The sequence below is a fragment of the Streptomyces sp. CNZ287 genome, from assembly GCF_007827615.1.
Map to the genome: position 1 here is coordinate 88080 of NZ_VISV01000021.1, position 26942 is coordinate 115021.

General features: G+C 72.8%; 20 protein-coding genes. 8 read left to right on the top strand and 12 right to left on the bottom strand.

The window, feature by feature from the left end:
- Nucleotides 1-83 precede the first annotated feature (83 nt).
- The 3 genes from FB457_RS29715 (at nt 84) to FB457_RS29725 (ending at nt 4415) form a co-directional block, all read left to right on the top strand.
- Nucleotides 84-1037: a patatin-like phospholipase family protein gene (locus FB457_RS29715; RefSeq protein WP_145783842.1), complete on the top strand. Its 954-nt coding sequence runs from the start codon at nt 84-86 to the stop codon at nt 1035-1037.
- Entirely contained in the window at nt 1012-3393 is a 2382-nt protein-coding gene (locus FB457_RS29720; RefSeq protein WP_145783845.1) for a hypothetical protein, read from the top strand. Before FB457_RS29715 ends, FB457_RS29720 begins: the two co-directional genes overlap by 26 nt.
- Nucleotides 3394-3578: 185 nt before the next feature.
- Nucleotides 3579-4415 (top strand): serine protease, encoded by an 837-nt coding sequence (locus FB457_RS29725; protein WP_145783847.1) that lies wholly within the window; start codon nt 3579-3581, stop codon nt 4413-4415.
- Between the two features lie 187 nt (nt 4416-4602).
- Here FB457_RS29725 and FB457_RS29730 read toward each other — a convergent pair whose 3' ends face one another.
- Nucleotides 4603-4833, bottom strand: coding sequence for a DUF7455 domain-containing protein (locus FB457_RS29730; RefSeq protein ID WP_047018479.1), 231 nt, complete (start codon nt 4831-4833; stop codon nt 4603-4605).
- Nucleotides 4834-5265: 432 nt separating this feature from the next.
- Here FB457_RS29730 and FB457_RS29735 point away from each other — a divergent pair, with 432 nt between their 5' ends.
- The gene (locus FB457_RS29735) at nt 5266-7380 is read left to right on the top strand and encodes a DNA gyrase/topoisomerase IV subunit B (RefSeq protein WP_047018480.1); all 2115 of its coding nucleotides are present in this window, start codon (nt 5266-5268) and stop codon (nt 7378-7380) included.
- A gap of 50 nt (nt 7381-7430) precedes the next feature.
- On the opposite strand, the gene FB457_RS29740 is transcribed toward FB457_RS29735, so the two are convergent.
- From FB457_RS29740 to FB457_RS29770, 7 genes are all read right to left on the bottom strand, one after another.
- A complete protein-coding gene (locus FB457_RS29740; RefSeq protein ID WP_047018481.1) occupies nt 7431-8519 on the bottom strand; it encodes a glycoside hydrolase family 71/99 protein in 1089 nt (362 codons plus the stop codon).
- A 136-nt stretch (nt 8520-8655) separates the two neighbouring features.
- The gene (locus FB457_RS29745) at nt 8656-8892 is read right to left on the bottom strand and encodes a hypothetical protein (RefSeq protein WP_145783850.1); all 237 of its coding nucleotides are present in this window, start codon (nt 8890-8892) and stop codon (nt 8656-8658) included.
- A gap of 65 nt (nt 8893-8957) precedes the next feature.
- Nucleotides 8958-10613, bottom strand: coding sequence for an alpha-amylase family glycosyl hydrolase (locus FB457_RS29750; protein ID WP_145783871.1), 1656 nt, complete (start codon nt 10611-10613; stop codon nt 8958-8960).
- Nucleotides 10614-10663: 50 nt separating this feature from the next.
- On the bottom strand, nt 10664-11545 hold the full coding sequence (locus tag FB457_RS29755; RefSeq protein ID WP_047018484.1) for a carbohydrate ABC transporter permease: 882 nt from the start codon (nt 11543-11545) through the stop codon (nt 10664-10666).
- 16 nt (nt 11546-11561) lie between these two features.
- On the bottom strand, nt 11562-12512 hold the full coding sequence (locus FB457_RS29760; protein ID WP_047018485.1) for a carbohydrate ABC transporter permease: 951 nt from the start codon (nt 12510-12512) through the stop codon (nt 11562-11564).
- A gap of 2 nt (nt 12513-12514) precedes the next feature.
- Entirely contained in the window at nt 12515-13909 is a 1395-nt protein-coding gene (locus FB457_RS29765) for an ABC transporter substrate-binding protein (protein ID WP_047018486.1), read from the bottom strand.
- Between the two features lie 136 nt (nt 13910-14045).
- Complete coding sequence (locus FB457_RS29770) at nt 14046-15050, bottom strand: LacI family DNA-binding transcriptional regulator (RefSeq protein ID WP_047018487.1); 1005 nt, start codon at nt 15048-15050, stop codon at nt 14046-14048.
- A 221-nt stretch (nt 15051-15271) separates the two neighbouring features.
- Between FB457_RS29770 and FB457_RS29775 the strand changes: the two genes are divergently transcribed.
- A complete protein-coding gene (locus FB457_RS29775) occupies nt 15272-16246 on the top strand; it encodes a ferredoxin family protein (RefSeq protein WP_047018488.1) in 975 nt (324 codons plus the stop codon).
- A 156-nt stretch (nt 16247-16402) separates the two neighbouring features.
- Nucleotides 16403-18067, top strand: coding sequence for an ATP-binding protein (locus FB457_RS29780; protein ID WP_047018489.1), 1665 nt, complete (start codon nt 16403-16405; stop codon nt 18065-18067).
- A gap of 15 nt (nt 18068-18082) precedes the next feature.
- On the opposite strand, the gene FB457_RS29785 is transcribed toward FB457_RS29780, so the two are convergent.
- From FB457_RS29785 to FB457_RS29800, 4 genes are all read right to left on the bottom strand, one after another.
- The gene (locus FB457_RS29785) at nt 18083-19720 is read right to left on the bottom strand and encodes a solute symporter family protein (RefSeq protein WP_047018490.1); all 1638 of its coding nucleotides are present in this window, start codon (nt 19718-19720) and stop codon (nt 18083-18085) included.
- Nucleotides 19717-20391 carry a DUF485 domain-containing protein gene (locus tag FB457_RS29790; RefSeq protein ID WP_052770487.1) on the bottom strand — a complete coding sequence of 225 codons (675 nt, stop codon included), beginning with the start codon at nt 20389-20391 and terminating at the stop codon, nt 19717-19719. Before FB457_RS29790 ends, FB457_RS29785 begins: the two co-directional genes overlap by 4 nt.
- A gap of 93 nt (nt 20392-20484) precedes the next feature.
- Nucleotides 20485-21438: a threonine ammonia-lyase gene (locus tag FB457_RS29795; RefSeq protein ID WP_047018491.1), complete on the bottom strand. Its 954-nt coding sequence runs from the start codon at nt 21436-21438 to the stop codon at nt 20485-20487.
- A 118-nt stretch (nt 21439-21556) separates the two neighbouring features.
- Nucleotides 21557-24010 (bottom strand): DNA gyrase/topoisomerase IV subunit A, encoded by a 2454-nt coding sequence (locus tag FB457_RS29800; protein WP_047018492.1) that lies wholly within the window; start codon nt 24008-24010, stop codon nt 21557-21559.
- Between the two features lie 177 nt (nt 24011-24187).
- Here FB457_RS29800 and FB457_RS29805 point away from each other — a divergent pair, with 177 nt between their 5' ends.
- Together FB457_RS29805 and FB457_RS29810 are read left to right on the top strand one after the other, a co-directional pair.
- Nucleotides 24188-25543, top strand: coding sequence for a M16 family metallopeptidase (locus FB457_RS29805; RefSeq protein ID WP_047018493.1), 1356 nt, complete (start codon nt 24188-24190; stop codon nt 25541-25543).
- A gap of 20 nt (nt 25544-25563) precedes the next feature.
- Nucleotides 25564-26928 (top strand): M16 family metallopeptidase, encoded by a 1365-nt coding sequence (locus tag FB457_RS29810; protein WP_107086249.1) that lies wholly within the window; start codon nt 25564-25566, stop codon nt 26926-26928.
- The last annotated feature ends 14 nt before the right edge of the window (nt 26929-26942 follow it).

Genomic DNA, 26942 nt, shown 5'->3' on the forward strand with positions numbered 1-26942 from the left:
GTGCCATGCCGTGGCACGCGGACCATCCTGTGCTGACTGCCTTACGCCGTCGCCGGGAAAAGGGCCATACGCGCGACAAGCCCGTGGACGACCTCAAGATCGGGCTTGCCGTCGAGGGGGGCGGCATCCGCGGCGTCGTCTCGGCTGCCATGCTCTGCGCCCTTGAGGATTGCGGGCTCAATCAGGCGTTCGACACCATTTATTCCGCTTCTTCCGGTGCCATCAACAGCGCCTACTTCCTCAACGGCGAGACCTGGTATCCGCTTTCGATCTACTACGACGACCTCGCCACCCGGACGTTCGTCGACTTCCGGCGCGTGCTGCGCGGCCGCATCATGGACCTGGACTACGCGTTCGAGGTCGTGGACAACGTCAAGCCCCTCGGGTACGAGGAGGTCATCGCCTCCCCGACGCGGCTGCACGTCGCCGTCACCCTCGTCGACGACATCCGCACCGAGGCCGTCACCGACTTCACCTCGCGCGCCGACCTGCGGGCCGCCCTCATCGCCAGCGCCTGGCTCCCGGTCGCGCTGCGCGGCACCGCCGACTTCCGCGGCTCCCGGGCCGTCGACGGCGGCGTCCTCACCCCGCACCCGTACAAGCTGGCGCTGGCGGACGGCTGCACGCACGTGCTGTCCCTGAGCACCCGTCCCATCCAGCCCCCCGCGCAGAAGCTGTCCGTCTCGCAGCGCTGGGCCATCCGCCATCTCGACCGCATCCGCGACGGCCTCGGCCGGGGCTACGGCGAGGCCATCGAGCGCTACCGGGACGAGCGCGTCATGCTGCAGCGGCGGATGACGGAGCCGGGTGACGCGCCGTACGTGCTCGACCTCGCGCCCCTGTCGTGGATGCCGCAGGTCAAGCGGCACGAGCTGGATCCGGGACGGATCATCGGCGGTGCCCGCGGCGGGTACGAGGTGATGTACTGCGCCGTCGAGGGCAAAGACCCGGCGCTGATAAAGAACGGCCGTATTCGTGCCGTACCCCAACTGACCATCGTGACGAAGGACGATGCCAACAACCGGCAGCGCGCGTAATCTCCGCGCGATCATCCGCGCCTTATCCACCACGTCGCCCGCACCGGGCGGGGCAGGTGCCGCGACCCGGGCGGAGAACGAGTTATGCGAGTGGGACCGGGAGGACTGGAGCCGGGTCCTTTTCGGCCTGCCGTTCGAGGCGCACAGCTTTAGCGGCGAGTTCGAGCAGTCGTGGGAATCGGTCATCGAACAGGTGACACGCTGGCGTACGGAATTCGCCACCCGCCCGGAGTCGTTTCGCACCGAGTTCCGGGCGGTCGGCGGATATCTCGGCCTGCTCCTCCTCACCCTGGTGTCGCTGGCGCACTCCTACCAGCGCCGCTACGACCAGGGCGAGCGGACGCCGCACGACTGCGCGGCCCTGTGCGGGCCGGCGGTCGAGGACCCGGCCGTGCGGGACGCGATACGGACGCTGTACGCGCCCGACGTCGCGATTCCGGACGTGGAGGGCAGCGCCGACGAGGACGCCGCGACGCTCGACGCGTGGCGCGAAGTCGACATCGGGACGCTGCGGTTCCACCGCCACGGCACGACGTCGTTCATCCTGACCGGCCTCCCGCTGCGCCAGGCGCACGGCAGGCGCATCCCGTTCGCCCTCAAGTGCATCGTCTACCCGTATCTGAGGGTGCCGACCATCGTCCGGGCCACCCGCGAGTACCGCTCCGCCTACGGTGACGTCCGCGCGGGGGAGGAGGCGGCGACCGAGGCGCTGCCGCTGGCCCGCGCGTGGGCGAGCAGCGGGCGCTGGATCCTCATGGACTTCGTGCCCGGCGAGACGCTGGCGGAGTATCTGGGCCGGCAGCCGGACAGCACGCGCATCCGGCTCGATCTCCTGCGCGATCTCGGGCCCCGGCTGCTGGGGGTGCTGGACGAGCTCGACCGGTGCGGCCTGCGCCACGGCGACCTCTCCCCTTCCAACATCATCCTCAGCGGCTCGGGTTCGGGACAGGGCGGCGGTACGGGCGCGGGGGGCCGCCGCTTCGTCCTCATCGACCTCGGCGTCAACTACCTCTACTCCCACACCGTCCCGGGCTCCGGGGGACCGGACGCGGCGTTCGTGGCGCCCGAGGTGCGCAGCGAGACGATGGTCGTCGACCCCCGGCAGGCGGACCTGTACTCCGTCGGGCAGCTCCTCATCGCCATCGGCAGCGAGCACCGGGAGACGGCCGGATCCGGCGCGCGCGCCGTGACCGTACCCGACGCCTTCTACGCCGAGACGCCGCTGCTGGCGCGGTTCATCGAGGACCTCACCGACCCGGTCCCGGAGAACCGGCTCCTGCTGTTCCGGCCCGTGCCGGGCGAGCGTCTCTATCCGCAGTTGCTCCACTTCTACGAGGAGGAACTGGCGGCCGTCGAGGCGACCCGGGCGCAGAGCGCCGGCACCCGGTTCGTCCGGCTGTACACGCCGCTCGCCGGGGCGCCGGGGCAGCAGCTCCAGATGTGGCGGATCCGGCGCACCCAGTCGCTCTACCACGACCCGCACCGCGGCATGCACGTGCGCTGGCTGCTCTTCTTCTCCTGGCTGTCGGCCGCGGCCTGGTACGTCGCGGCGAGCATCGTCATCACGTACTGGCTGCGCGACCTCAACTGGAGCTGGGGCAACAACTACATCACCCTGCTGCAGCGCACCAACAGCGCGGGTGAGGAGGAACTCCCGCTGCTCGACGCGCTGCGGCTGGACGGCTATACCATCCCCGACCACTCCGCCAACGTGCCGGTGCGGCTGGTCGGCATGAGCTTCCTGCTGGCCGGCGCCCGGTACTACCAGAACCTCTTCGCCGGTCTCACCCCGCTGGTCGCGGGCCGGGAGCAGGGGCGGCTGAGCCGGCGGGCGGTCCTGGCCGAGGTCGCGATGCGGCTCTTCACCCTCATCCCCGCCGTGCTGGTGCTGTCCACCACGCTGTTCCACCGCGACTGGTGGCCCATCTGCACCGCCATCGGCATCCTCTCCACCGCGCTGTGCAACGCCGCCTGCCTGGTGTTCGCCCGCGCCGCCGTCGCCGAAGCCCGCGGCAGGCAACTGGGCACCGTGCCGCAGGGCCGGATCGCCGGTCTCGACGCGCTCTACAGCTGGACGCTCACGGCCGGCTTCTACAGCGTGGCCTGCTGGGGCATCGGGCTGTCGATCTACGTCGGTACGGCGAAGGACGTCTACATCTACGCCGGGTCGGTGGCCGCCATCAACATCGTGATCTTCTACCTCGCCCGGTGCAGCGGCAGCGCCGCCGACGAGGTACGCACCATCCTGACGCGCGCCTGTCTCGCCTCCGAACGGCTGCGCCACCTGCCGGTCCCGGCAGCGACGGCGGCATCCGCGGTGACGTCGTCCCCGGCGGCGGCACCGGCGGCGCCGTGACCGCGGTCCCGGGCACCGTCCGGGGGCCGGGTCGTTCGGATGCCATGCCCCGCCGGACCGTCGTCGCCGCAGGTCGCGCGGGAATCCCGGGGTTCCGCGGGCGGCGCGACTGAGGTGCGGCCCGCGCCCTGCTGAATGAGGCTGTAGTGCACGACCGCCAAGCCTCACGCTGTCAGGGAGACCCCATGCACCCGCGTCTTCGCCCGATCGCCGTCGCCGTCGCCGTGCTGCTGCCCCCAGCCGTGCTCGGGCACGCGTCGGCGGCGGCGGACGGCGTGGTGGTGGGCGGGCACCCGGTGCGTATCGACGACAGCCCCTGGACGGTCGCGCTGACGAGCCGGAAGCTCTTCGGCGACGAGCGGTCGGGGCAGTTCTGCGCGGGTGTGCTGGTGTCCCCGGAGGTGGTGCTGACGGCCGCGCACTGCCTCGCCGAGGAGACGCTGGGCGAGCACTGGAGCAAGGTCGGCGACCTGGCCGTCGTCGCCGGCCGGGGTGACCTCGCGGGCACCGGGGGCAAGGAGCTCGCCCTCGACAAGGTCTGGGTGAACCCCGACTACGACGCCTGGACGAACGCCGGCGACCTCGCCGTGCTGCGGCTCAAGAGCCCGGCCGGGGCCACCACCTTCCTGAAGATGGCGGAGAAGCCGGACGACCCCGCGTACGAGCCGGGCTCGCCCGCGCGGGTCTACGGCTGGGGGGACACCGAGGGGAACGCCAGCTACCCGACGACCCTGCACGCCGCGGACGTCGAGGTGCTGCCGGACACGGTCTGCGAGCGGGCGTACCCGGGCAGTTCCGACGGCCGCTACGTGGCCGAGTCGATGGTCTGCGCGGGGCTGATGCGCGGCGGCCCGGACGCCTGCCAGGGCGACAGCGGCGGCCCGCTGGTCGTGAAGGGCCGGCTGGTGGGCCTGGTCTCGTGGGGCGAGGGCTGCGGTGAGAAGGGCCGTCCCGGCGTCTATACGCGCATCTCCGCGGCCGTGAAGACCGTCGCGGCGCACAGGCCCGTCCAGACCCCCTGAGGACCGCAGACGCCCCTCAGGGCTCTTCTGCGCGGTGGTCGCCCCCGCTTCGCCTGCGCATCGCGCCGTCCGCCGCCGTACGGGCCCCTACCGCCCCGGAAACCGACGAGGCGGCCACCCCCAGTGGGAATGACCGCCCAGGTCCGGCCCAGGGCCGCACGAGGCTCGTCGGGCTGACGTCGGCGCGTCAGCGTTCGTCGGCGGATGCCGACGCGGGAGTGGTCTGGAGCCGCTCCGTCTCGTCCTGTATCTCGGCAGCGATCTTCTTGAGCTCCGGCTCGAACTTACGGCCATGGTGCGCACAGAAGAGCAGGTCGCCGCCGCTCGTCAGGACAACACGCAGGTAAGCCTGGGCGCCACAGCGGTCGCACCGGTCGGCGGCCGTCAGCGGGCTTGCGGGAGTCAGAACAGTAGTCACGTCGCCTCTTCTCTAGCTCGACGAGCTGTCGTACCAGGGTCAACATCCAACCAGGCCGAAAACGTTCCCGCTCGTGGGTCGCGATCGGGAAAGCGTTCCTGACCAGGCCCGATGTCGCCAGGTGGCGGCGGATGAGCCGTAGTGCTTGTCGTGCCTGTGCCGTAATGAGCGTCTTTGGGCCTTTTTGACCTCCCCGGCTGGGTCGCCGGTTGTTCATGAGGACGTGCCCGGAGCCTAAATGGTTCATGCGCGTAAGGGAACGTGATAAACGAATCACCCCTCCGAGGGATCGAACATGTACTCGAAGCGGGACTAGTATCGAGTCACATGCGGGTGGCTGCGTACCGGCTCTATAGAGCCTCGGTACCCTCTGACCGGCAGATGAGGCCCGCCACCGCCACCCGGGCCCGAATTCAGCGAGGAGCGAACTGAGTGACCGCCGACACGTCCGTGCCGTCCGTGCTGGCCGCCGCCGAGCGCGACGGCTCCAACTACACCGCGCGGCACCTGCTCGTTCTGGAGGGTCTGGAGGCAGTCCGCAAGCGGCCCGGCATGTACATCGGCTCCACCGACAGCCGCGGCCTCATGCACTGCCTGTGGGAGATCATCGACAACTCCGTCGACGAGGCCCTGGGGGGGTACTGCCGGAACATCGACGTGCTGCTCGCCGCCGACGGCTCCGTGCAGGTCGACGACGACGGCCGCGGCATCCCCGTCGACGTCGAGCCGAAGACCGGGCTCTCCGGCGTCGAGGTGGTCATGACCAAGCTGCACGCCGGCGGCAAGTTCGGCGGCGGCGCGTACGCGGCCTCCGGCGGCCTGCACGGCGTCGGCGCCTCCGTGGTCAACGCGCTGTCCGCCCGGCTCGACGTCGAGGTCGACCTGTCGAGCAGGACGCACTCGATGAGCTTCCGCCGCGGCGTCCCCGGCCGGTTCTCCGGCAAGGGCGCCGACGCCGCCTTCGAGCCCGCCAGCGGCATGACCAAGGGCAAGAAGATCCCCAAGACGCGGACCGGCACCCGCATCCGCTTCTGGCCGGACCGGCAGATCTTCCTCAAGGACGCCGCGCTCTCGCTCGACGACCTGCACGCGCGCGCCCGGCAGACCGCCTTCCTCGTGCCCGGCCTCACGCTCACCGTGCGCGACGAGCGCTCCGCCGACAAGGCGGACCACACCGCGGAGACCTTCCGCTACGACGGCGGGATCAGCGAGTTCTGCGAGTTCCTCGCCCCCGACCGTCCCGTCTGCGACGTGCTGCGCCTCTCCGGGCAGGGGACCTTCAAGGAGACCGTCCCGGTGCTCGACGACCGCGGGCACATGACGCCCACCGAGGTCGCCCGCGACCTCGGCGTCGACATCGCACTGCGCTGGGGCACCGGGTACGACACCACGATCCGGTCGTTCGTCAACATCATCGCCACCCCCAAGGGCGGCACCCACGTCACCGGCTTCGAGCGCTCCCTGACCCGTACGGTCAACGACGCGCTGCGGAGCCTGAAGCTGCTGCGCGTCGCCGAGGACGACATCGTCAAGGACGACGCGCTGGAGGGCCTCACCGCCGTGGTCACCGTCCGGCTCGCCGAGCCGCAGTTCGAGGGCCAGACCAAGGAGGTGCTGGGCACCTCGGCGGCCTCCCGGATCGTCGCCCAGGTCGTCACCAAGGAGCTGAAGGCGTTCCTCACCTCCACCAAGCGGGACGCCAAGCAGCAGGCGCGCGCCGTGCTGGAGAAGGCCGTGGCCGCGGCCCGTACCCGTATCGCCGCCCGGCAGCACAAGGAGGCGCAGCGCCGCAAGACGGCGCTGGAGTCCTCCTCCCTGCCCGCCAAGCTCGCGGACTGCCGCAGCGACGACGTGGAGCGCTCCGAGCTGTTCATCGTCGAGGGCGACTCCGCGCTGGGCACGGCCAAGCTCGCGCGCAACTCGGAGTTCCAGGCCCTGCTGCCGATCCGCGGCAAGATCCTCAACGTCCAGAAGGCGTCCGTCGCGGACATGCTGAAGAACGCCGAGTGCAGCGCGATCATCCAGGTGATAGGAGCCGGCTCGGGGCGGACGTTCGACATCGACCAGGCGCGCTACGGCAAGGTGATCTTCCTCGCCGACGCCGACGTCGACGGCGCGCACATCCGCACCCTGCTGCTCACCCTCTTCCAGCGCTACATGCGCCCGATGGTCGAGGAGGGCCGGGTCTTCTCCGCGGTGCCGCCGCTGCACCGCATCGAGCTGGTCCAGCCCAAGAGGGGCCAGGACAAGTACATCTACACGTACTCGGACTCCGAGCTGCGCGAGACCCTGCTCGACCTCCAGCGCAAGGGCACGCGCTTCAAGGACTCCATCCAGCGTTACAAGGGCCTCGGCGAGATGGACGCCGACCAGCTCGCGGAGACCACGATGGACCCGCGGTACCGCACGCTCCGGCGGATCAACATCAGCGACCTGGACGCCGCCGAGCAGGTGTTCAACCTGCTGATGGGGAACGAGGTCGCCCCCCGCAAGGAGTTCATCACCAACTCGGCGGCCACCCTGGACCGTTCGCGGATCGACACCTGAGCCCCGGACCGGCGGGAGCCGGCCGGGGCCCAGGCCCCCGCAGGGCCGCCTCAGCCCCGGCCGGACGCCGCCTCGAACTCGGTGACCCAGTGCCGGGTCCGGTCCAGGTACGCGGTCTCCGCCGCCGCGCCCGTCCGCCCGTAGGCGCCGTCATACGTGCCGTAGACCGGCCGGGGCGGCGCCGCCGCGGCCGGCTCCAGCTGGCTGCCCTCGTGCCACTCGTTGAAGGACGTGAGCGTCACCCAGTCCGCGGGACCGCCCTTCGCCGGGTCCAGCACATAGCCCCAACTGCGGTCGTACACCGCACCGTCCGCGCGGTCCACGGTCGGCGAGGTGTTGCCCGGCACGGCGCGGTCGTCGAGGTAGCCGGGGCCGATGGACGGCGCCCACACGTACCCGTTCCGCCGGCACCAGGCGGCGACGCCGCCCCAGTCCGGGTCGTTCGCGCCCGCGATGGCGTCGTACGTGTAGATGCCGCCGAAGTGCGTGACACGGGAGACGTCCGTGGTCTGCGCCATCACCAGCGCGCTGTCGCGGATCGCCGCGATCGGCGCCCAGTCGGTGGCGTTCAGGCTGTTGAAGACGTAGTACGCGCAGCGCCCGCCCCGGTCCGCCGCCCGGTGGTAGGCGGGGTGGGAGCCGTAGTTCTCCTCCAGGTACGCCACGTCGTCGACGACGGACGCCGCGGTCCGTCCCGCGTAGGGCTCGATGTGCCAGGCGATCTGCAGCCCCTCGGCCGCCGCCGCGTCCAGCACCCCGGCCGCGAGCCGGTCCTCGTAGCCGCCGCGGCCCCACCAGCTGTACGCCAGCACGCCGATGCCGGCCTGCCGCGCCCACGCCATGTGCTGCGCGACGGCGCCGTCGTAGTCGCCGGAGTCGTACGCGCCGAGGGCGGGGTAGAAGTCGGCGCCGATGTCGTCGGGCGGGGTGTGCCCGCCCTGCTGCCAGTGCACCCACGAGCCGTGGTGGTCGGGGTTTCCGTACCAGGAGTAGTAGAAGGCGTGCACGTACGGGGACGGCTCGGCGGCGCCTGCCGCGCGGGTCCCCGCGCCGGGGGCCGCGGCGGCGGACGGCAGGCCGCCTGCGGCGGCGAGGCCGGCGCCCGCGGCGCCGGCGAGGAAGGCTCTTCGGGTGGTCACGGTGGTGCTCCTCTCATGGGGGGCGGGCTCCCGGCCCGTGGGGGTGAACCGGGAGCCCGGACGAGTGGACCGCTGTGCCGTGGTGAGATGTGCCGTGGTGCGCCGTGCGGGAGCGCCGTGCCGTAGGGGAGCGGGGTCAGTCCTGGCCGGGCCAGGCGGAGCAGTCCTCCCACGTGCTGTCCCAGCCGGAGTTGCCGCCTCCGTCGGTCAGTGTGAACGTGCCGCTGCCCTCCGGGTACGGGCAGTTGTAGACGAACGGCAGGTCGGCGCCCGCCTCCGGCGCGCCGTGGGCGCCGCCGGGCACGGCGACGAGCACCGCGGCGGCGGCCACGGACGCGGACAGCGTGATCCTTCCTGTACGAGCCTTGCGCATGGCGAACCTTCCCGTGGGGGGTGGGGGGTGACGGGCCGGCGGTCCGGCCGCGCGGCGCAGCGGTCCTAAGTGCGCAGCCAGACCGCCGTGTCCCGCGGCAGCCGTCCGCCGTCCAGGGGGGCGCTGCCGATCAGGACGTCTCGGTGGGCCGGGAGCGGCACGGGCTCCGCGGCGAGGTTGACGACGCAGACGAACGCGTCGGAGCGGGCGAAGGAGAGCACACCCGCGGGGGCGTCGAGCCAGCGCATCGGCCCGTCGCCGAGCCCCGGCTCCCCGCGGCGCAGCCGCAGCGCGTCGTGGTAGAGGCGCAGCATCGAGCGCGGGTCGTCCTGCTGGCGCTCGACGGCGTACGTGCCCCAGCCCGCCGGCTGCGGCAGCCACGGCCCGGCCGGCGCGGCGCCGTCGCCCTCCCGGGACGTACCGTCGTCGCCCGCGTCCGCCGGGTCGCTGAACCCGTACGACGGTCCGCCGGGACGCCACGGGAGCGGCACCCGGCAGCCGTCCCGCCCCGGGTCGCGGCCCCCGGAGCGGAAGTGCATCGGGTCGACGATGCGGTCCCGGGGTATCTCCGCCTCCGGCAGGCCCAGTTCCTCGCCCTGGTAGAGGTAGACGGAGCCGGGCAGGGCGAGCGAGAGCAGCGCCGCGGCGCGCGCCCTGCGGGTGCCGCGCACCGGGTCGGTCGGGGTGCCGAAGCGCTTGGCGGCGAAGTCGAAGCCGGTGCCCGGGTCGGCGTCGTCGCGGCCGTAGCGGGTGACGGTGCGGGTCACGTCGTGGTTGCACAGCACCCAGGTCGCGGGCGCGCCGACCGGCGCGTGGTATTCGAGCGTGGTGTCGATGGACGCGCGCAGCTCGGCGGCGTCCCAGGGGCGGGCGAGGAAGTCGAAGTTGAACGCGGTGTGCAGCTCGTCCGGGCGCAGGTAGCGGGAGAAGCGCTCCGGCTCGGGCACCCACAGCTCGCCGATGAGCACGCCGTCGTACTCGTCGGCGATGGCCCGCCAGGAGCGGTAGATGTCGTGCAGCTCGTCGCGGTCGACGTACGGGCTGGGCTCGCCGCGCGGGTCGTCCTCGTCCCAGTCGGGCAGCTCGGGGTCCTTGGCGAGGAGGGCGGCGGAGTCGATGCGTACGCCCGCGGCGCCCCGCTCGAACCAGAAGCGCAGCACGTCCTCGTGCTCCCGGCGCACCGCGGGGTGGGCCCAGTTGAGGTCCGGCTGCCGCTCGGAGAACAGGTGCAGGTACCAGTCGCCGTCGGCGTGCCGGGTCCAGCACTCGCCGTTGAACTGGGAGGGCCAGTTGTTCGGCGGCAGCTCGCCGCCGGGGCCGCGGCCCCGGCGGAAGTGGAACAGCTCGCGCTCCGGGCTGCCGGGCCCGGCGGCCAGCGCGGCGCGGAACCAGGGGTGCGCGTCGGAGACGTGGTTGGGCACGACGTCGACGATCGTGCGGATGCCGAGGGCGCGGGCTTCGGCGATCAGCTTCTCGGCCTCGTCCAGGGTGCCGAACGCCGGATCGATCGCCCGGTAGTCGGCGACGTCGTAGCCGCCGTCGGCCATCGGCGAGACGTACCACGGGGTGAACCAGATGGCGTCCACGCCCAGCTCGGCGAGGTACGGCAGCCGGGCGCGGACGCCGGCGAGGTCGCCGGTGCCGTCGCCGTCGCCGTCGGCGAAGCTGCGTACGTAGACCTGGTAGATGGCGGCACCGCGCCACCAGCTCGTATCCGACACTGAATCCCTCACAGGAAATCCCTACTGGTTCAGGAGGAGGGCCCTTACCGTCAGCCCTTGAGGCTGCCGGCGGTCAGGCCGTGCATGATGTTGCGCTGGAAGACGAGGAAGATCACCGACGTGGGCACCGAGGCGATCGCGAGGGCCGCGATGAGCTGGTTCTCCGGCACGCTCGCGCCCAGCGAGTAGATACCGACGTTGAGGGTCTGCTTCGACGGGTCGGGCAGGGTGAGCATCGGCCAGAGGAAGTCCTTCCACACGGCGACGACCGCGAAGATCGACACGACGCCGAGGATCGGCCGGGACATCGGCAGGACGATGGAGCGCAGGGTGCGCAGCGGTGACGCGCCGTCCATGGCGGCTGCGTCCATCAGCTCCCGGGGGATGGAGTCGAAGAAGCGTTTGAGCAGGAAGATGTTGAAGGCGTTGGTGACCGCCGGCAGCCAGATCACCCACGGCGAGTTGATGAGGTTGCGCTCCACCAGCGGCACGTCGAGCACCGTGAGGTACTGCGGTACGACGAGCACCGTGGCCGGGATCATCAGCGTCGCGAGCATCGCGCCGAGGATGACCTTGCCCAGCACGGGGCGGAGCTTGGAGAGCGAGTACGCCGCGGCCACGTCGAAGACGAGCATGAAGGCCAGCGCGCCGAAGGCGTACACGCAGGTGTTGAGGAGCAACTGGGCCAGGTCCAGCACGCTCCACGCCTCGGAGTAGTTCTCCGGCTGCACCTCGCCCGGCACCAGCGTCGGCGGGGTCTGCGCGAACTCCTGGGAGGACTTCAGCCCGCTGGTCACCATCCAGTAGAGCGGCCCGATGAACACCAGCGTGAAGACCGCCATGACCAGGGCGAAGGCGGTCCAGTACAGGGCCTTTCCGCGCGGCCTGGCCAGCACCGCCGGCGAGATCAGCGTCCTTTGTCCTTCGGCCATCTGGGGTCTCCCGGATTCAGTCTTCACTGCCGCGGTCGAGGCGGACGAACGCGGCGGAGAAGACGGCGAGCACCAGCATCAGGACGACCCCGAGGGCCGCGGCGCTGCCGTAGTTGTTGAAGGTGAAGGCGTACTGGTAGATGAGCTGGACGACGGTGAGTGTCGAGTTCTCCGGGCCGGCGCCGCCGGTGAGCAGGAACGGCTCCACGAAGACCTGCATCGTGGCGATGATCTGCATCAGCAGCATCAGCGACAGGATGAGCCGGGTCTGCGGGATGGTGACGTGCCAGATCTTGCGGAAGAGGCCGGCGCCGTCCAGCTCCGCGGCCTCGTACAGCTCGCCCGGGATGCCCTGCAGCGCGGCCAGGTAGATCAGCGTGGCGGCGCCCATGTTCATCCAGGTGGCGGCGATGACGACGGAGACCATCGCGGTGTCGCCCGACTGCAGCCAGTCCTGCGCGGGCAGGCCGAAGGTCTCCAGGATGCGGTTGAAGAGCCCGTGGCCCGGGTCGTAGAAGTACTTGAAGAGCAGCACGGAGGCGACCGGCGGCAGCATCACCGGCAGGTAGACCAGGATCCGGAGGTAGGCGCGGCCGTGCCGGAACTCGTTCAGCACGATCGCGACCGCGAACGGCACGGCGAACCCGAGGAGCAGCGCGAGGCCGGTGAAGGCGAAGGTGTTGCGCCACGCCTGCCAGAAGGCCGGGTCGTTGACGATGTAGCTGAGGTTCGACCAGCCCGCCCAGACGGTCTCGCCGTCCTCGTTCTTCTGGAAGGCCAGGATGAACTCCCTGACCATCGGATACCAGGAGAAGAGCGTGAAGCAGAGCACGGCGCCGATGAGGAAGCCGTGTGCGGTCAGGTTGCGGCGCAGCGCGCGGCCGAAGTCCTCGCGGCCCGTGCGCCGCCGGCCGGCGGGCCGCCCCCCGGCGGGGGCGGCCCGCCGGGAGAGGGTGGGCGCCGCCATGGCTACTGGTTCGCGAGGACCTGGTTGACCTGGTCCTCGGCGGTGTCGAGCAGCCCGGCGGGGTCGGCGTCCTCGTTGGTGAGCACGCCGGACATCACCGTGTCGAGGACCTTGTAGATCTCCTGGGCCTTGGGCGGCTCGGCGCGGCCGGGGACCGGGTCGTCGCGGAACGGCTGGAAGTTCTCGACCGGCATGGTGGAGTGCTGGGCGCGCAGCCCGTCGTCCTGCTGCTTGCTCTCGCCCTTCCAGAAGTCCGGCTGGGGCAGCCCGACGGGCAGCCCGTCCGCCTTCGTACGCGCCCAGTCGAACTGGCCTTTGCCCGGGGTGAGGAACTTGAAGTTCAGCCAGGCGATGGCGGCCTTGATCTGGTCGGGCGAGCTGCCCTTCTTGATGAGGTAGTCGTTGCCGCCGAAGAGGGTCGCCTCGCCGCCGGGTATCGGGCCCATGCCGAAGTCGACGTAGTCACCGCCCAGTTGCTGGACCATGTACGTGATGTCGTCGGGCGCGGCGAGGAACATGCCGAGCTTCCCGGACGCCATCTGCTTCTGCAGGTCGCCCCACTTGAGCAACTGCGTCTTGCCCATGCTGTCGTCCTCCCAGCGCATCGCGTGGAGGTTCTCGACGTACTCGCGGCCGGTGTCGTCGTTGAACGCGGCCCTGGTGCCGTCCGCCGAGACGATGTCGCCGCCGAGGCCGTACATCGAGGCGGTGAAGTGCCAGCCGCCGTTGTTGCCGGCGCTGTACTCGCCGAAGCCGCTGATGCCGTCGCCCAGGCCGGATATCGCCTTGGCGGCGGTACGGACCTCGTCCCAGGACGTCGGCGGGTCGTCGGGGTCGAGGCCGGCCTCCTCGAAGAGCTTGCGGTTGATGAGCAGGCCCATGGTGTAGTTGCTGGTGGGCAGCCCGTAGAGCTTGCCGTCCTGCTTGAGCACGTCGAGGACCTGCGGGTCGATGTCCGCGAGCGCCGGGACGGTCTTCTCGTTGACGTACGCGGTGATGTCCGCGGCGCCGTCGTTGTCCAGCACCTGCTGCAGGTCGGTGAAGTACGTGTAGAAGGCGTCCGGCTGGGACTTGGCCTTGAGCATGGCCGTGAACCGCGGGGGCTCCAGACAGGGGTCGGTCTGCTTCCCCTCGATCGTGACGTTCGGGTACTCCTTCTTGAACGCCGCTACGTCCTCTTTCCACTCCTTCAGCTCGGCCTTCTCGGCCGCCGGGGGCATGCAGTCGATCGTCAGGGTGACCTCGGTCTCCGGGTCCAGCGGGGCGGCGGCGTCGGCCGGATCGGCCGTGTCGTCCCCGCCCTCGTCGGAGCTGGAGGTGCCGCAGGCGGCGACGAGCGCCAGGGCGGCGCTGACGGCGAGGGCGGCGCTGGTACGGCGGAACCCGGTGTGTCTCATCTCGGTGACCCCTCTGGACAGGAGCGGGAAGCCACGGCTGCACGCTGCCGTGGCGCGCACACTCAACCACCGCCGACAGGTCTTCGCAATATGTCACGCGAAAATTGCAAGAATGAGACTGGAGGTTGAAGATCCTTCACCGGGCAGGGCCGGTGGAGCCGCGCACCACCAACTCCGGCTCGAAGAGCAGCTCGTCGGCCGCCACCGGGGCGCCGCCGATCTGCGCCGACAGCAGCTCGACCGCCGCCCGGCCCATCGACTCGATCGGCTGCCGCACCGTCGTCAGCGGCGGCGACGTGCAGTTCATGAACGCCGAGTCGTCGTACCCCACCACCGACACGTCCCCCGGCACGTCCAGGCCGCGCCGCCGCACCGCCCTGATCACCCCGAGCGCGAGCGGGTCGCTGGCGCAGACGAAGCCCGTGACGCCGTCCTCCAGCATCCGCGTCGCGGCCGCCTGCCCGCTCTCCAGCGAGTACTGCGCCCGCGCCACCCGCGACTCCGGCAGCTCCAGGCCGGTCTGCCGCGCCAGTTCCTCCGCGGCCGCGAGCTTGCGGGCCGAGGGCACGTGGTCCCCGGGGCCCAGCAGCATGCCGATGCGGCGGTGCCCGAGCGACGCCAGGTGGCGCCACGCCTGCTCCACGGCGACCGCGTCGTCGCAGGAGACGCGGGGGAAGCCCAGGTCCTCGATGGCGGCGTTGATCAGCACCACCGGGATGCGCCGCTCCGCGAGCCTGCGGTAGTGCTCGTGCGGCGCGGCGGACTGGGCGTACTGGCCGCCGGCGAACACCACGCCGGAGACCTGCTGTTGCAGCAGCAGGTCGACGTACGCGGCCTCGGAGACGCCGTTCTTGGTCTGGGTGCAGAGCACCGGGGTGAGGCCGAGCTGGGCCAGCGCGCCGCCGACCACCTCGCCGAGCGCGGGGAAGATCGGGTTCTGCAGCTCGGGCAGGACCAGGCCGACCAGCCGGGCGCGCTCGCCGCGCAGTTGGGTGGGCCGTTCGTAGCCGAGCACGTCGAGGGCCGACAGCACGGCCTGCCGGGTCGCCTCCGACACCCCGGGCTTTCCGTTCAGCACGCGGCTGACGGTGGCCTCGGAGACCCCCACCTTCTTGGCAACCTCAGCAAGTCGTCGAGTCATGGACGCAAGATTAGCGCAAGAAACGCAAGCTGCTTGCGGTGGGTGCGGGACGGATCGTTTCCACCCAGGTCAGCGGCACGGCGGAGGGTGCGGGCGGAAGCGGCGGTGGCTGCGGCTCGGCGGGTGCCCCGCGAACCGCGGAGCACCCGGGGCGCGGAGGGATCACCGGGACGGACGGGCCCCGCGGGACGGGGCGTTGAAGAACGGTTAGGCTCACCTTCGTGAGTACGTGCGCGACCGCCTCCGGAGAGCTGGCCGAACCGCTCGCCGGGACCGCGGCCGTCGCCGCGACCTGGCTCCTGGTCGAGCAGACCGGCCCGTGGGGGAAAGAGGCGCTGACCCAGAGCCATCTCGACCCCGGGATCGGCCGCGCGCTGGAGGAGCACGCCGAGGGCACCGGCGTGCGCGTCGCGCTCATCCGCCGGCCCGGCAGGCACGCCGACGTCCGCCGCCCGGCAAGCCGCCGCGTCCTCGCCGCCCACACCGCCCCCGGCGGCACCTGGATCCGGGCCACCGACGTCCGCGACCCCGCGGACCTCGTCGGCCTCGACCTCGCCGCACTCGGCCGCGGCGAGCACGCCGGGTTCGACGCCGCGCTCGGCGCCGGGGCGTACCGCGGCGATCCGTCCCCCAGGCCCGGGAGGCCCGGGCAGACCCCAGGATCGCTGCCGCTCGTCTTCGTCTGCACCAACGGCAGGCGCGACCGCTGCTGCGCGCTCCTCGGCCGCCGCCTCGCCGCCGATCTGCACGCCGCGGGGTCCACCGAGACCTGGGAGATCACCCACATCGGCGGCCACCGCTTCTCGCCCACGCTGCTCCTGCTGCCGCACGGCTACGCCTACGGCCGCATGACCCCGCACGCCGTCAAGGAGGTCGTCGAGTCGCTGGCCTCGGGGCTGGTCGTGCCCGAGGGCTGCCGCGGGCGCTCGACGTGGGAGCGGCAGGGCCAGGCGGCGGAGCTGGCGGTGCGGCGGCTGGCGGGCGCGTACGGGGCGGACGACCTGAGCGTCGTACGTACCGAAGGCGGCGGTGACGCCGAAGGCGACGGCTGGCTGGTGACCGTGGCGCACCGCGACGGGCGGGCCTGGGACGTGCCCATCGCCCCGCGCGCCGCCGCGGTGGCCACCCCGGCGAGCTGCGGTGCGGCCCCGGTGGCGCAGACGCGGATGGCCGCGGGGCCGCCGCGACTCCACTGAGCCCGCCGCCCCCCATCCGACTACTCTGTGTAGTCGGATGGAGCTACCCTGGGGCGGGTGTGCGGGGGATGGGGGGAGGCGACGTGGGGGTTGATGTGTGGGGATGTGTGTCCGGGGGAGTGCCCGTAGCGTCCCGGTCGGTTACGGTTCGCGTTCATGGGCGCCCCATCGACCGCACGCCGCGGCGAGCCCCGCGGCTCCGGCCGGCGGCTCGGCTGGCCGCGCCGCGTCTCCTCGCAGATCCTGCTCATGCAGCTCGCCCTGGCCACGGGGGTGACGATCCTCGCCGCGGCGCTGTTCCTCGCGCCGTACAGCGACGAGCTGGACCGGCAGGTGATGCGCCGCGCCATGGCCATCGCGCAGAGCACCGCCGTCGACCCCGGCCTCGCCGAGGCCCTGCTCACCACCCCCGCGGACCCGGACGGCCCCGTGCAGCGCCGCGCCGAGCGGATCCGCAGGGCCACCGGCGCCGAGTACGTCGTCGTGCTGGACACCCGCGGCGTGCGCTGGTCGCACACCCTGCCCGAGCGCGTCGGCCACCGCGTCTCCACCGACCCCTCCGCCGCGCTCGCCGGTGAGGAGTGGATGGGCATCGACACCGGCACCATGGGGCGCACCGCCCGCGGCAAGGTGCCGCTCTATGACCGCGAGGGGCGGATCGTCGGGGCGGTCTCGGTCGGCATCCCGTACGAGGGCGTCCGCGACCGGGTGATCGCGGCGGTGCCCGGCGTGCTGGCGTACGCGGGGGGCGCGCTGGCCGTCGGCGCGCTGGTCGCCTTCGCGCACTCCCGCCGGCTCCAGCGCCGCACCCGCGACCTCGCGTTCTCCGACATAGCCGCGCTCCTCGACGAGCGCGAGGCGATGCTCCACGGCATCCGCGAGGGCGTCGTCGCGCTCGACGGCGCCGGCCGGCTGCGGCTGGTCAACGACGAGGCCGCCCGGCTCCTCGGCATCGACCCCGAGCACACCGGCCGGCCCCTCGACGACGTGCTGCGCCCGGGCCGTACCGCCGACGTGCTCGCCGGCCGGGTCGCCGGTTCCGACCTGCTGACGGTGAGCGACGGCCGGGTGCTCGTCGCCAACCGCATGCCCACCGCCGACGGCGGCGCCGTCGCCACCCTGCGCGACCGCACGGAACTGGAGCAACTCGGCCGCGAACTCGACTCCACTCGCGGCCTCATCGACGCCCTGCGCGCCCAGGACCACGAGCACGCCAACCACCTGCACACCCTCCTCGGGCTGCTGGAACTGGGCATGACCGAGGAGGCCACCGAGTACATCGCCGAGGCCGCCGGCGGCCGCCGCGCCACCGCCGAGCAGGTCACCGGCCGGATCCGCGACCCGCTGCTGGCCGCGCTGCTCGTCGGCAAGGCGACCGTCGCCGCGGAGCGGGGCGTGCCGCTGGTGCTGACGGGGGAACTGCCGGACCGGGCCGTGGACCCGCGCGGTCTGGTCACGATCGTCGGCAACCTGGTCGACAACGCCCTGGACGCGGCGGTGGGTTCACCGGTCCCGCTGGTCGAGGTCGACCTGCGGGCGGACGGCGAGACGGTACGGCTGCGGGTCGCCGACTCCGGGCCCGGGATACCGGCGGAGCGGCGCGAGCTGGTCTTCGCCGACGGCTGGACGACGAAGGAGCCGCCCGCGCACGGCAAGCGGGGCCTCGGGCTCGCGCTGGTGCGGCGGCTCGCGGAGCGGCACGGCGGGCACGCGGAGGTCGGCGAGCGGCCGGGCGGGGGCGCGGAGTTCACCGTCGTGCTCCCCGAGGCGCTGGCGCCGGCGCCCGGGCGCGTTCCCGGCAGCCGGCTGCCGGTCCCGTAGCCCGGGGATCCGCCGCTACGCGGCCCCCGCCCCGGTGAGCGCCCGGACCTCCGTCTTCGCGTGCCGTACGGGATCGGCGGGCTCCGCGGACGTGACCGTGCCCAGCCAGCCCGCGAAGAAGCCCAGCGGCACGGAGACCAGACCCGGGTTCTGCAGCGGGAAGACGTGGAAGTCCACGCCCGGGAAGAGGGTGTCAGGACTGCCCGAGACCACCGGCGAGAAGACCACGAGCAGCACCGCCGGGCCGAGCCCGCCGTACACCGCCCACAGCGCGCCGCGCGCGGTGAACCGGCGCCAGAAGAGCGCGTAGAGCAGCACCGGCAGGTTCGCCGAGGCGGCCACCGCGAACGCGAGTCCCACCAGGAACGCCACGTTGAGGTCCCGGGCCAGCAGCCCGAGGCCGATGGCGAGCGCCCCGACGACCGCCGCCGCCACCCGTGCCGCGGCCACCTCGCCGGCGCCGGCGGACGCGCCGTCCGCGCCCTCCGGCGTACGGCCCGCGCGGCGCCGCGCGCGGGAGCGGCGCACCGTCGCGTACAGGTCGTGCGCCACCGACGCCGACGACGCCAGCGTGATCCCCGCGACCACCGCCAGGATCGTCGCGAACGCCACCGCCGCCACCACCGCGAAGAGAACGGTGCCGCCGGTGGACGCCGCGCCGCCGCCGAGGTCGAGCGCCAGCAGCGGCACCGCCGTGTTGCCCGACGGGTCGTCCGCGCGCACCGTGTCGCCGCCCACCAGCGCGGCGGCGCCGAAGCCGAGCACGATCGTCATCAGGTAGAAGCCACCGATCAGCCCGATCGACCAGACGACCGAGCGGCGCGCGGAGGTGGCCGTCGGCACGGTGGAGAAGCGGGCCAGGATGTGCGGCAGCCCCGCGGTGCCGAGGACCAGCGCGAGGCCGAGGCTGAGGAAGTCCAGCCGGTCGGCGAGCCCGCCGCCGTACGCCAGCCCCGGGGCGAGGAAGTCGGAGCCGTGGCCGCTGCGCCCGGCCGCGGCCTCCAGCAGCGCACCGGGGTCGCCGTGGAAGCGCAGCAGCACCAGCACGGTGAGGGTGAGCGCCCCCGCCAGCAGCAGCACGGCCTTGACGATCTGGATCCAGGTCGTCGCGCGCATCCCGCCGAGCACGACGTACGTGACCATCAGCGCGCCGACGCCTGCCACCGCCGCGGTGCGCGCGCCGGCGCCGGTGTGGTCGCCCGCCAGCAGCGCCACCAGGCTGCCCGCGCCGACCATCTGCGCGACGAGGTAGAGCACCGAGACCGTGACCGACGAGATGCCCACGGCGAACCGCACCCGCGGCCGGCGCAGCCGGGAGGCGACGACGTCGGCGAGGGTGAACCGGCCGCAGTTGCGGACGAGTTCCGCGACGAGCAGCAGTACGACGAGCCAGGCGACGAGGAAGCCGACGGAGTACAGCACGCCGTCGTAGCCGTAGAGCGCGATGAGGCCGGAGATGCCGAGGAAGGAGGCGGCGGACATGTAGTCCCCGGAGATGGCGAAACCGTTCTCCATGGGGGTGAAGAGCCGGCCGCCGGCGTAGAACTCCTCCGGTGAGCTGTGCCGCCGGCCCGCCCACAGCGCGAGGGCCAGCGTCAGCGCCACGAACGCGCAGAACAGCAGCAGCGCGAGCTTCTGGTGCTCCCCGGTCACCGGCCCGGCTCCTGCTCCGGATGCGCGGGGGCGGGGCCCGGGCCGCCCTCCGGGCGGCGGGTCCGCATGGCGATGTCCCAGCGCAGGTCGAGCGCCGCGGGGTCGCGGCGCAGCCGGGCGTGCCGGGCGTACGCCCAGGTGAGCAGGAACGTCGTCGCGAACTGGCCGAGTCCGGCGAGCAGCGCGACGTTCAGCGGTCCCGCGACCCGGCGGCCCATCAGCTCGGGGACGGCAGTGGCGGCGACGACGTACGACAGATACCAGACGAGGAACGCGAGCGCGGCCGGCACGACGAAGCGTCGGTAACGGCTGCGTACGCGCTGGAACTCGGGGGTGGCGTGGACGGCGAGGTACACGGCGTCGTCCGCTTCGCCGTCGCCGCCCCGCGCGCCGGAGCCGGCGCCCACCGCGGCCCGGGGAGGCGGCGGGACGGGGGCGGGCTCCGGTTCCCAGCCGTCCCAGCCCCAGCCGGGAGCCGGGGACGCGGGCACGTAGAGCTGCTCCCGCCGGTCGGTCGGCGCGGTCCTGACGGGCCACGGCGACGCGTCCGGCCAGGGCTGCGCCTCGGGCCAGGGCTGCACGTCCGGCCGGTCGGACCAGTCCGGCCGGTCGGACCACGGATCGTGGGGCGGGGCTGGCGGGGCCCCCTCGGGCCCCTGGGGGTTGTTCACCGGAGTGCTCTCCTCGCTCGGCGGGGTTGCCGACTGCCCAGAATGGGCAACGCGGGAAGATCACAGACGGGGCATTCCCGGCCTTTCACACCTTCAGGCGATAGCCCTGGCGATTTCTTCCTCCTGGGCGTTTCCTCCTGTACACACGACCGCGACGCGCTGCCCGGCGAAGGCGTCCGGGTGCGTGTGCAGCGCCGCGAGCGCCGCGGCGCCCGCGCCCTCCGCCAGCGTGTGCGCGTCGCGCATCAGGCTGCGCTGGGCGAGGGCGATCGCGTCGTCGTCCACGAGGAGGAAGTCCGCGAGCCCGGTGCGCATCAGCGCCTGCGGCAGGGCGAAGCCGGTGCCGGTGGCCAGCCCCTCGACCCGGGTGCGGTTGGGGCGTTCGGCCAGGCGGCCGGCGCGCCAGGACTCGTACGCCGCCGGGGAGGCCGCCGACTGCACCGCCACCACCCGGCAGTCAGGCGCGACGGCCGCGGCCGTCAGGCACGCGGCGGCGGCGCCGCTGCCGCCGCCGACCGGGACGATCACCGTGTCCAGGTCCGGCGCCTGCTCGAACAGCTCCAGGTACGCGGTGGCCACGCCGGCGACGATCTCCGGCTCGTCCGCGGCGCTGACCAGCCGGGCGCCCCGCTCGGCGGCCACCTGCGCGGCGTACGGGCGGGCCTCGTCGAACGTGGCGCCGTGCTGGATCAGCTCCGCGCCGAGGGCGGTGACGGCGCGTACCTTGCCGGGGTTGGCGCGCTCCGGCATCACGATCGCGCACGGCGCGCCGTGCCGGGCGGCGGCGTAGGCGAGCGACTGGGCGTGGTTGCCGGTGGAGTAGCCGACGATGCCGCGGGCGCGCTCCTCGGCGGTCATCGAGGCGAGCAGGGCGAGGCCGCCGCGTACCTTGAACGCGCCCGTCGGCTGGGTGTTCTCGTGCTTGACGAAGAGGGCCGCGGCCGGCCCGCGGTCCAGCGTCGCGTACGACCACAGCGGGGTGGGCGGCAGCACGTCGCGGACCAGCCGGCGGGCGAGCAGGGCGTCGGTGACGGTCGGAGTCCTCATGGCCCCACGCTGGCAGCCGCGGGACGCCGGGTCCAGCACGGGTTCCCGACAGGACCGCGGCAGAACGCAGGGGACCACCCAGGACAGCGCCCGCGGCCGCCCGCCGCCGGCCCGCGGACTACACCGGGCCCGCCACCGCCGTCACCTGCTTCGCCAGCGGCGTCCCCGAGCCGTCCCGGCGCGGGTCGGGCTCCGGCAGCTCCACCGGGCCGCCCGTACGCCCCGCCGCGCGTGCCGGCACCGGCCCCGCCCAGGCGAACGTCAGGCAGTCCTCGCCCTTCAGGAACCGCTGGCAGCGCACGCCGCCGGTCGCACGCCCCTTCCGCGGGAACTGGTCGAACGGCGTCAGCTTCGCCGTCTGCACCCACGCGCCGTCCAGCGCCCCCGTGGAGCCCGCGACCGTCAGCACCGCAGCGTCCGCCGCCGGGTCGACCACGTGGAACGCGACGACCTTGGCGCCGTCGGCCAGCTTCACCCCCGCCATGCCGCCCGCCGGCCGGCCCTGCGGCCGCACCTGCCCCGCGGGATAGCGCAGCAACTGCGCGTCGCTGGTGACGAACACGAGGTCCTCCTCGCCCGTGCGCAGCTCCGCCGCGCCGACGATCCGGTCGCCGTCCTTGAGCGTGACGACTTCCAACTCCTCCTTGTTCGCCGGGTAGTCCGGCACCACCCGCTTCACCACGCCCTGCTCCGTACCCAGCGCCAGGCCGGGCGAGGACTCGTCGAGCGTGGTGAGGCAGACGACCTTCTCGCCGTCCGCCAGCGTGAGGAACTCCGAGACCGCCGCTCCGCCGGCCAGGCTGGGCCGGGCCGCGGTCTCCGGCAGCACCGGCAGGTCGATCACCGACACCCGCAGCAGCCGCCCCTCCGAAGTGACCGCCCCGATGTGCGCCCGCGACGTCGTCGGCACGGCGGAGACGATCACGTCGTGCTTGACGCGCTTCGCCGGCGCCGGCTCGCCGAAGGGATCGCCGTTGGCGGTACGGGCCAGCAGCCCCGTCGACGACATCAGCACCCGGCACGGGTCGTCGGACATCTCCAGCGGCACCGCCGCGGCCGGCTCCCCGCCGGCCTCCAGCAGCACCGTGCGGCGCTCGCTGCCGTACTTCTTCGCCACCGAGGACAGCTCCCCGGACACCAGCTTGCGCAGCTCCGCGTCCGACTCCAGGATCCGCGTCAGCTCCTCGATCTCCGCCGTCAGCCGGTCCCGCTCGGCCTCCAGTTCCAGCCGGTCGAACTTCGTCAGCCGGCGCAGCGGGGTGTCCAGGATGTACTGCGTCTGGATCTCGGAGAGCGAGAAGTGGCGGATCAGCCGCTCCTTGGCCTGCGCGGCGTTCTCGCTGGCCCGGATGATGCGGATGACCTCGTCGATGTCGAGCAGCGCGACGAGCAGGCCCTCCACCAGGTGCAGCCGGTCGCGCCGCTTGGTGCGCCGGAACTCGCTGCGCCGCCGCACCACCGTGAAGCGGTGGTCGAGGAAGACCTCCAGCAGCTCCTTCAGGCCCAGGGTGAGCGGCTGGCCGTCGACGAGCGCCACGTTGTTGATGCCGAAGGTCTCCTCCATCGGCGTCAGCTTGTACAACTGCTCCAGCACGGCCTCGGGGTGGAAGCCGTTCTTGATCTCGAAGACCAGCCGCAGCCCGTGCTCGCGGTCCGTGAGGTCCTTCAGGTCGGCGATGCCCTGCAGCCGCTTCGCCCCGATGAGGTCCTTGACCTTGGCGCGGATCTTCTCCGGGCCGACGGTGAAGGGCAACTCGGTGACGACGATGCCCTTGCGGCGCGCGGAGACCTGCTCGACCGTCGCGGTGGCGCGGATCTTGAAGCTGCCGCGGCCCGTCTCGTACGCGTCCCGGATGCCGTCGAGGCCGACGACCCGGCCGCCGGTGGGCAGATCGGGCCCCGGCACGTACCGCATCAGGGTCTCCAGGTCGGCGCCCGGGTGCCGGATGAGGTGCCGCGCGGCGGCGATGACCTCGCCCAGGTTGTGCGGCGGCATGTTGGTCGCCATCCCGACCGCGATCCCCGAGGCGCCGTTCACCAGCAGGTTCGGGAACGCCGACGGCAGGGCGACGGGCTCCTGCTCGCTGCCGTCGTAGTTGGGGGCGAAGTCGACGGTGTCCTCGTCGATCGACTCGACCATGAGCGTCGCGGCGGGCGCGGGGCGGCACTCGGTGTAGCGCATCGCCGCGGGCGGATCGTCGTTGCCGAGGGAGCCGAAGTTGCCGTGGCCGTCGACGAGCGGCAGCCGCATCGAGAACGGCTGCGCCATGCGCACCAGCGCGTCGTAGATGGCGGAGTCGCCGTGCGGGTGCAGCCGGCCCATCACCTCGCCGACGACGCGCGCGCACTTCACGTACGACCGCTCGGGGCGCAGGCCCATCTCGTTCATCTGGTGCAGGATGCGGCGGTGTACGGGCTTCAGGCCGTCGCGGGCGTCGGGGAGCGCGCGGGAGTAGATGACCGAGTACGCGTACTCGAGGAAGGAGCCCTGCATCTCGTCCACGACGTCGACGTCGAGGATCCGCTCTTCGAACTCCTCTGGCGGCGGGGCACTGCTTCTGCGGCGGGCCATCTCGGCTGCTGCTCCTCATCGGCTCGTTCACGGGCGGTCGGCGTGCGCCCCCATTGTGGACCCACGCGCCGACATCGCCGACCACGACCCGGCGCACAGCCCCCGGCATACAGTGGGGGCGCGACACCGGACGTCCGGTGTCCCGCGTACAGCAGCGATCGAAGGGACTCCATGCCCATGGGTCAGACGGCCACCCCGCAGGCCAACTCAGGCGGACTGACACTGGAAGAACACCGCTTGGACAACGGGCTGCGGGTCATCCTCTCCGAGGACCATCTCACGCCCGTCGCCTCGGTGTGCATCTGGTACGACGTGGGCTCGCGCCACGAGGTGGCCGGACGCACCGGCCTCGCCCACCTCTTCGAGCACCTGATGTTCCAGGGCTCGGCACAGGTCTCCGGCAACGGGCACTTCGAACTGGTGCAGGGGGCCGGCGGCTCGCTCAACGGCACCACCAGCTTCGAGCGCACCAACTACTTCGAGACCATGCCGGCCCACCAGCTCGAACTGGCGCTGTGGCTGGAGGCCGACCGGATGGGCTCGCTGCTCGTCGCGCTCACCCAGGAGAGCCTGGACAACCAGCGCGACGTGGTGAAGAACGAGCGCCGGCAGCGGTACGACAACGTGCCCTACGGCACGGCGTTCGAGAAGCTCGCCGCGATGACGTACCCCGAAGGGCACCCCTACCACCACACCCCGATCGGCTCCATGGCCGACCTGGACGCGACCTCGCTCGCGGACTGCCAGGAGTTCTTCCGCACGTACTACGCGCCGGGCAACGCGGTGCTCTCCGTCGTCGGCGACATCGACCCGGCGCAGACGCTGGCCTGGGTGGAGCAGTACTTCGGCTCCATCCCCGCGCACGACGGCAAGCAGCCCCCGCGCGACGGCTCGCTGCCCGACACCCTCGGCGGCGCGCAGCGCGTGCCGCTCGCGGAAGAGGTGCCGTCGCGGGCGCTGATGGCCTCGTACCGGCTGCCCGAGGACGGCACGCGCGAGGCCGACGCCGCGGACCTGGCCCTGACCGTGCTCGGCGGCGGCGAGTCCTCCCGGCTCTACAACCGCCTGGTGCGCCGTGACCGGCTCGCCGTCGCGGCCGGGTTCGGGATGCTGCGGCTCGCCGGCGCGCCGTCGCTCGGCTGGCTGGACGTCAAGGCGTCCGGCGGCGTCGAGGTGCCCGCCATCGAGACCGCCGTCGACGAGGAGCTGGCGCGCTTCGCGGAACAGGGGCCGACGCCCGAGGAGATGGAGCGGGCGCAGGCGCAACTGGAGCGCGAGTGGCTGGACCGGCTCGCGACCGTCGGCGGCCGGGCGGACGAGTTCTGCCGCTACGCCGTGCTCTTCGGCGACCCGAAGCTCGCGCTCGGCGCGGTCGAACGGATCCTCGGCGTGACCGCCGAGGAGGTGCAGGCCGTCGCCAAGGCGCGGCTCATCCCGGAGAACCGCGCGGCCCTCGTGTACGAGCCCACCGCCCCCGCCGCCGACGAGAACGCCGGCGCCGCGGGCGCCGAGGAAGACGAGGTTCAGGCGTGACCGCCGAGACGACCAGCACGATGACCTTCCACCCCCGCCCGCAGGGCGGTGAGGCGCGGCCCTGGGCCTTCCCGGCCCCGGAGCGCACCACCCTCGCCAACGGGCTCACGGTGCTCACCTGTCACCGCCCCGGCCAGCAGGTCGTCGCCGTCGAGGTGTGCCTCGCCGCGCCGCTGGACGCCGAGCCCGCCGGTCTCGACGGCGTCGCCATGATCATGGCGCGGGCGTTCTCCGAGGGCACGGACACCCACACCGCCGAGGAGTTCGCCGCCGAGCTGGAGCGCTCCGGCGCCACCATCGACGCGCACGCCGACCACCCGGGCGTCCGCGTCTCGCTCGAGGTCCCCGTCTCCCGGCTCCGCCGCGGCCTCGGGCTGCTCGCCGACGCGCTGCGCGCGCCCGCCTTCCCCGACGACGAGATCGAGCGGCTGGTCGCCAACCGGCTGGACGAGATCCCGCACGAGCTGGCCAACCCCGGCCGGCGGGCCGCGATGGCGCTGTACGCGGAGCTGTTCGACGCCGGCGACCGGCTCTCCCGCCCCCGCTGGGGCACGGAGGAGTCCGTCGCGCGCATCGACGCCGCGTCCGTACGGGCCTTCTACAGCGCCCACGTCCGGCCCGCCACCGCCACCGTCGTGGTCGTCGGCGACCTGACCGGCGTCGACGTCGGCGCCGCGCTGGCCGGCAGTCTCGGCGCCTGGACCGGTACCCCCGCCGAGGCGCGCCCGCTGCCGCCGGTGGCCGCGGACGACACCGGCCGGGTCGTCATCGTCGACCGGCCGGGCGCGGTGCAGACGCAGATGCTCGTCGGCCGGGTCGGCGCCGACCGGCACGACGCCGTCTGGCCCGCCCAGCTCCTCGGCACGTACTGCCTGGGCGGGACCCTCACCTCCCGCCTGGATGTCGTGCTGCGCGAGGAGAAGGGCTACACCTACGGCGTCCGCGCCTCCGCCCAGTCGCTGCGTTCGCCGGCCGACGGCACCGGCGCCGCGCTGCTGGCCATCGGCGGCTCCGTGGAGACCGACGTGACCGGCCCCGCGCTCGCGGACAGCTGGCAGGTGCTGCGCTCGCTGGCCGACGGGCTGACCGACGCCGAGCGGGACGCGGCCGCCGACTTCCTCGTCGGCGTGGCCCCGCTGCGGTACGAGACGTCGGCCGCGGTCGCCGGCACGCTGGCCGACCAGGTCGAGCAGCAGCTCCCGGACGACTACCAGGCCAAGCAGTACGCCCGGCTCGCGGACACCGGCACGGTGGAGGCCACGGCGGCGGTGCTGAGCGCGTTCCCCACGGACCGGCTCGTCACCGTGCTCGTCGGCGACGCGGAGAAGATCGCCGAGCCGGTGCGGGAGCTGGGCATCGGTGAGGTCAGGGTCGTGTCCGGCTGATTGCCGGCTTTTAC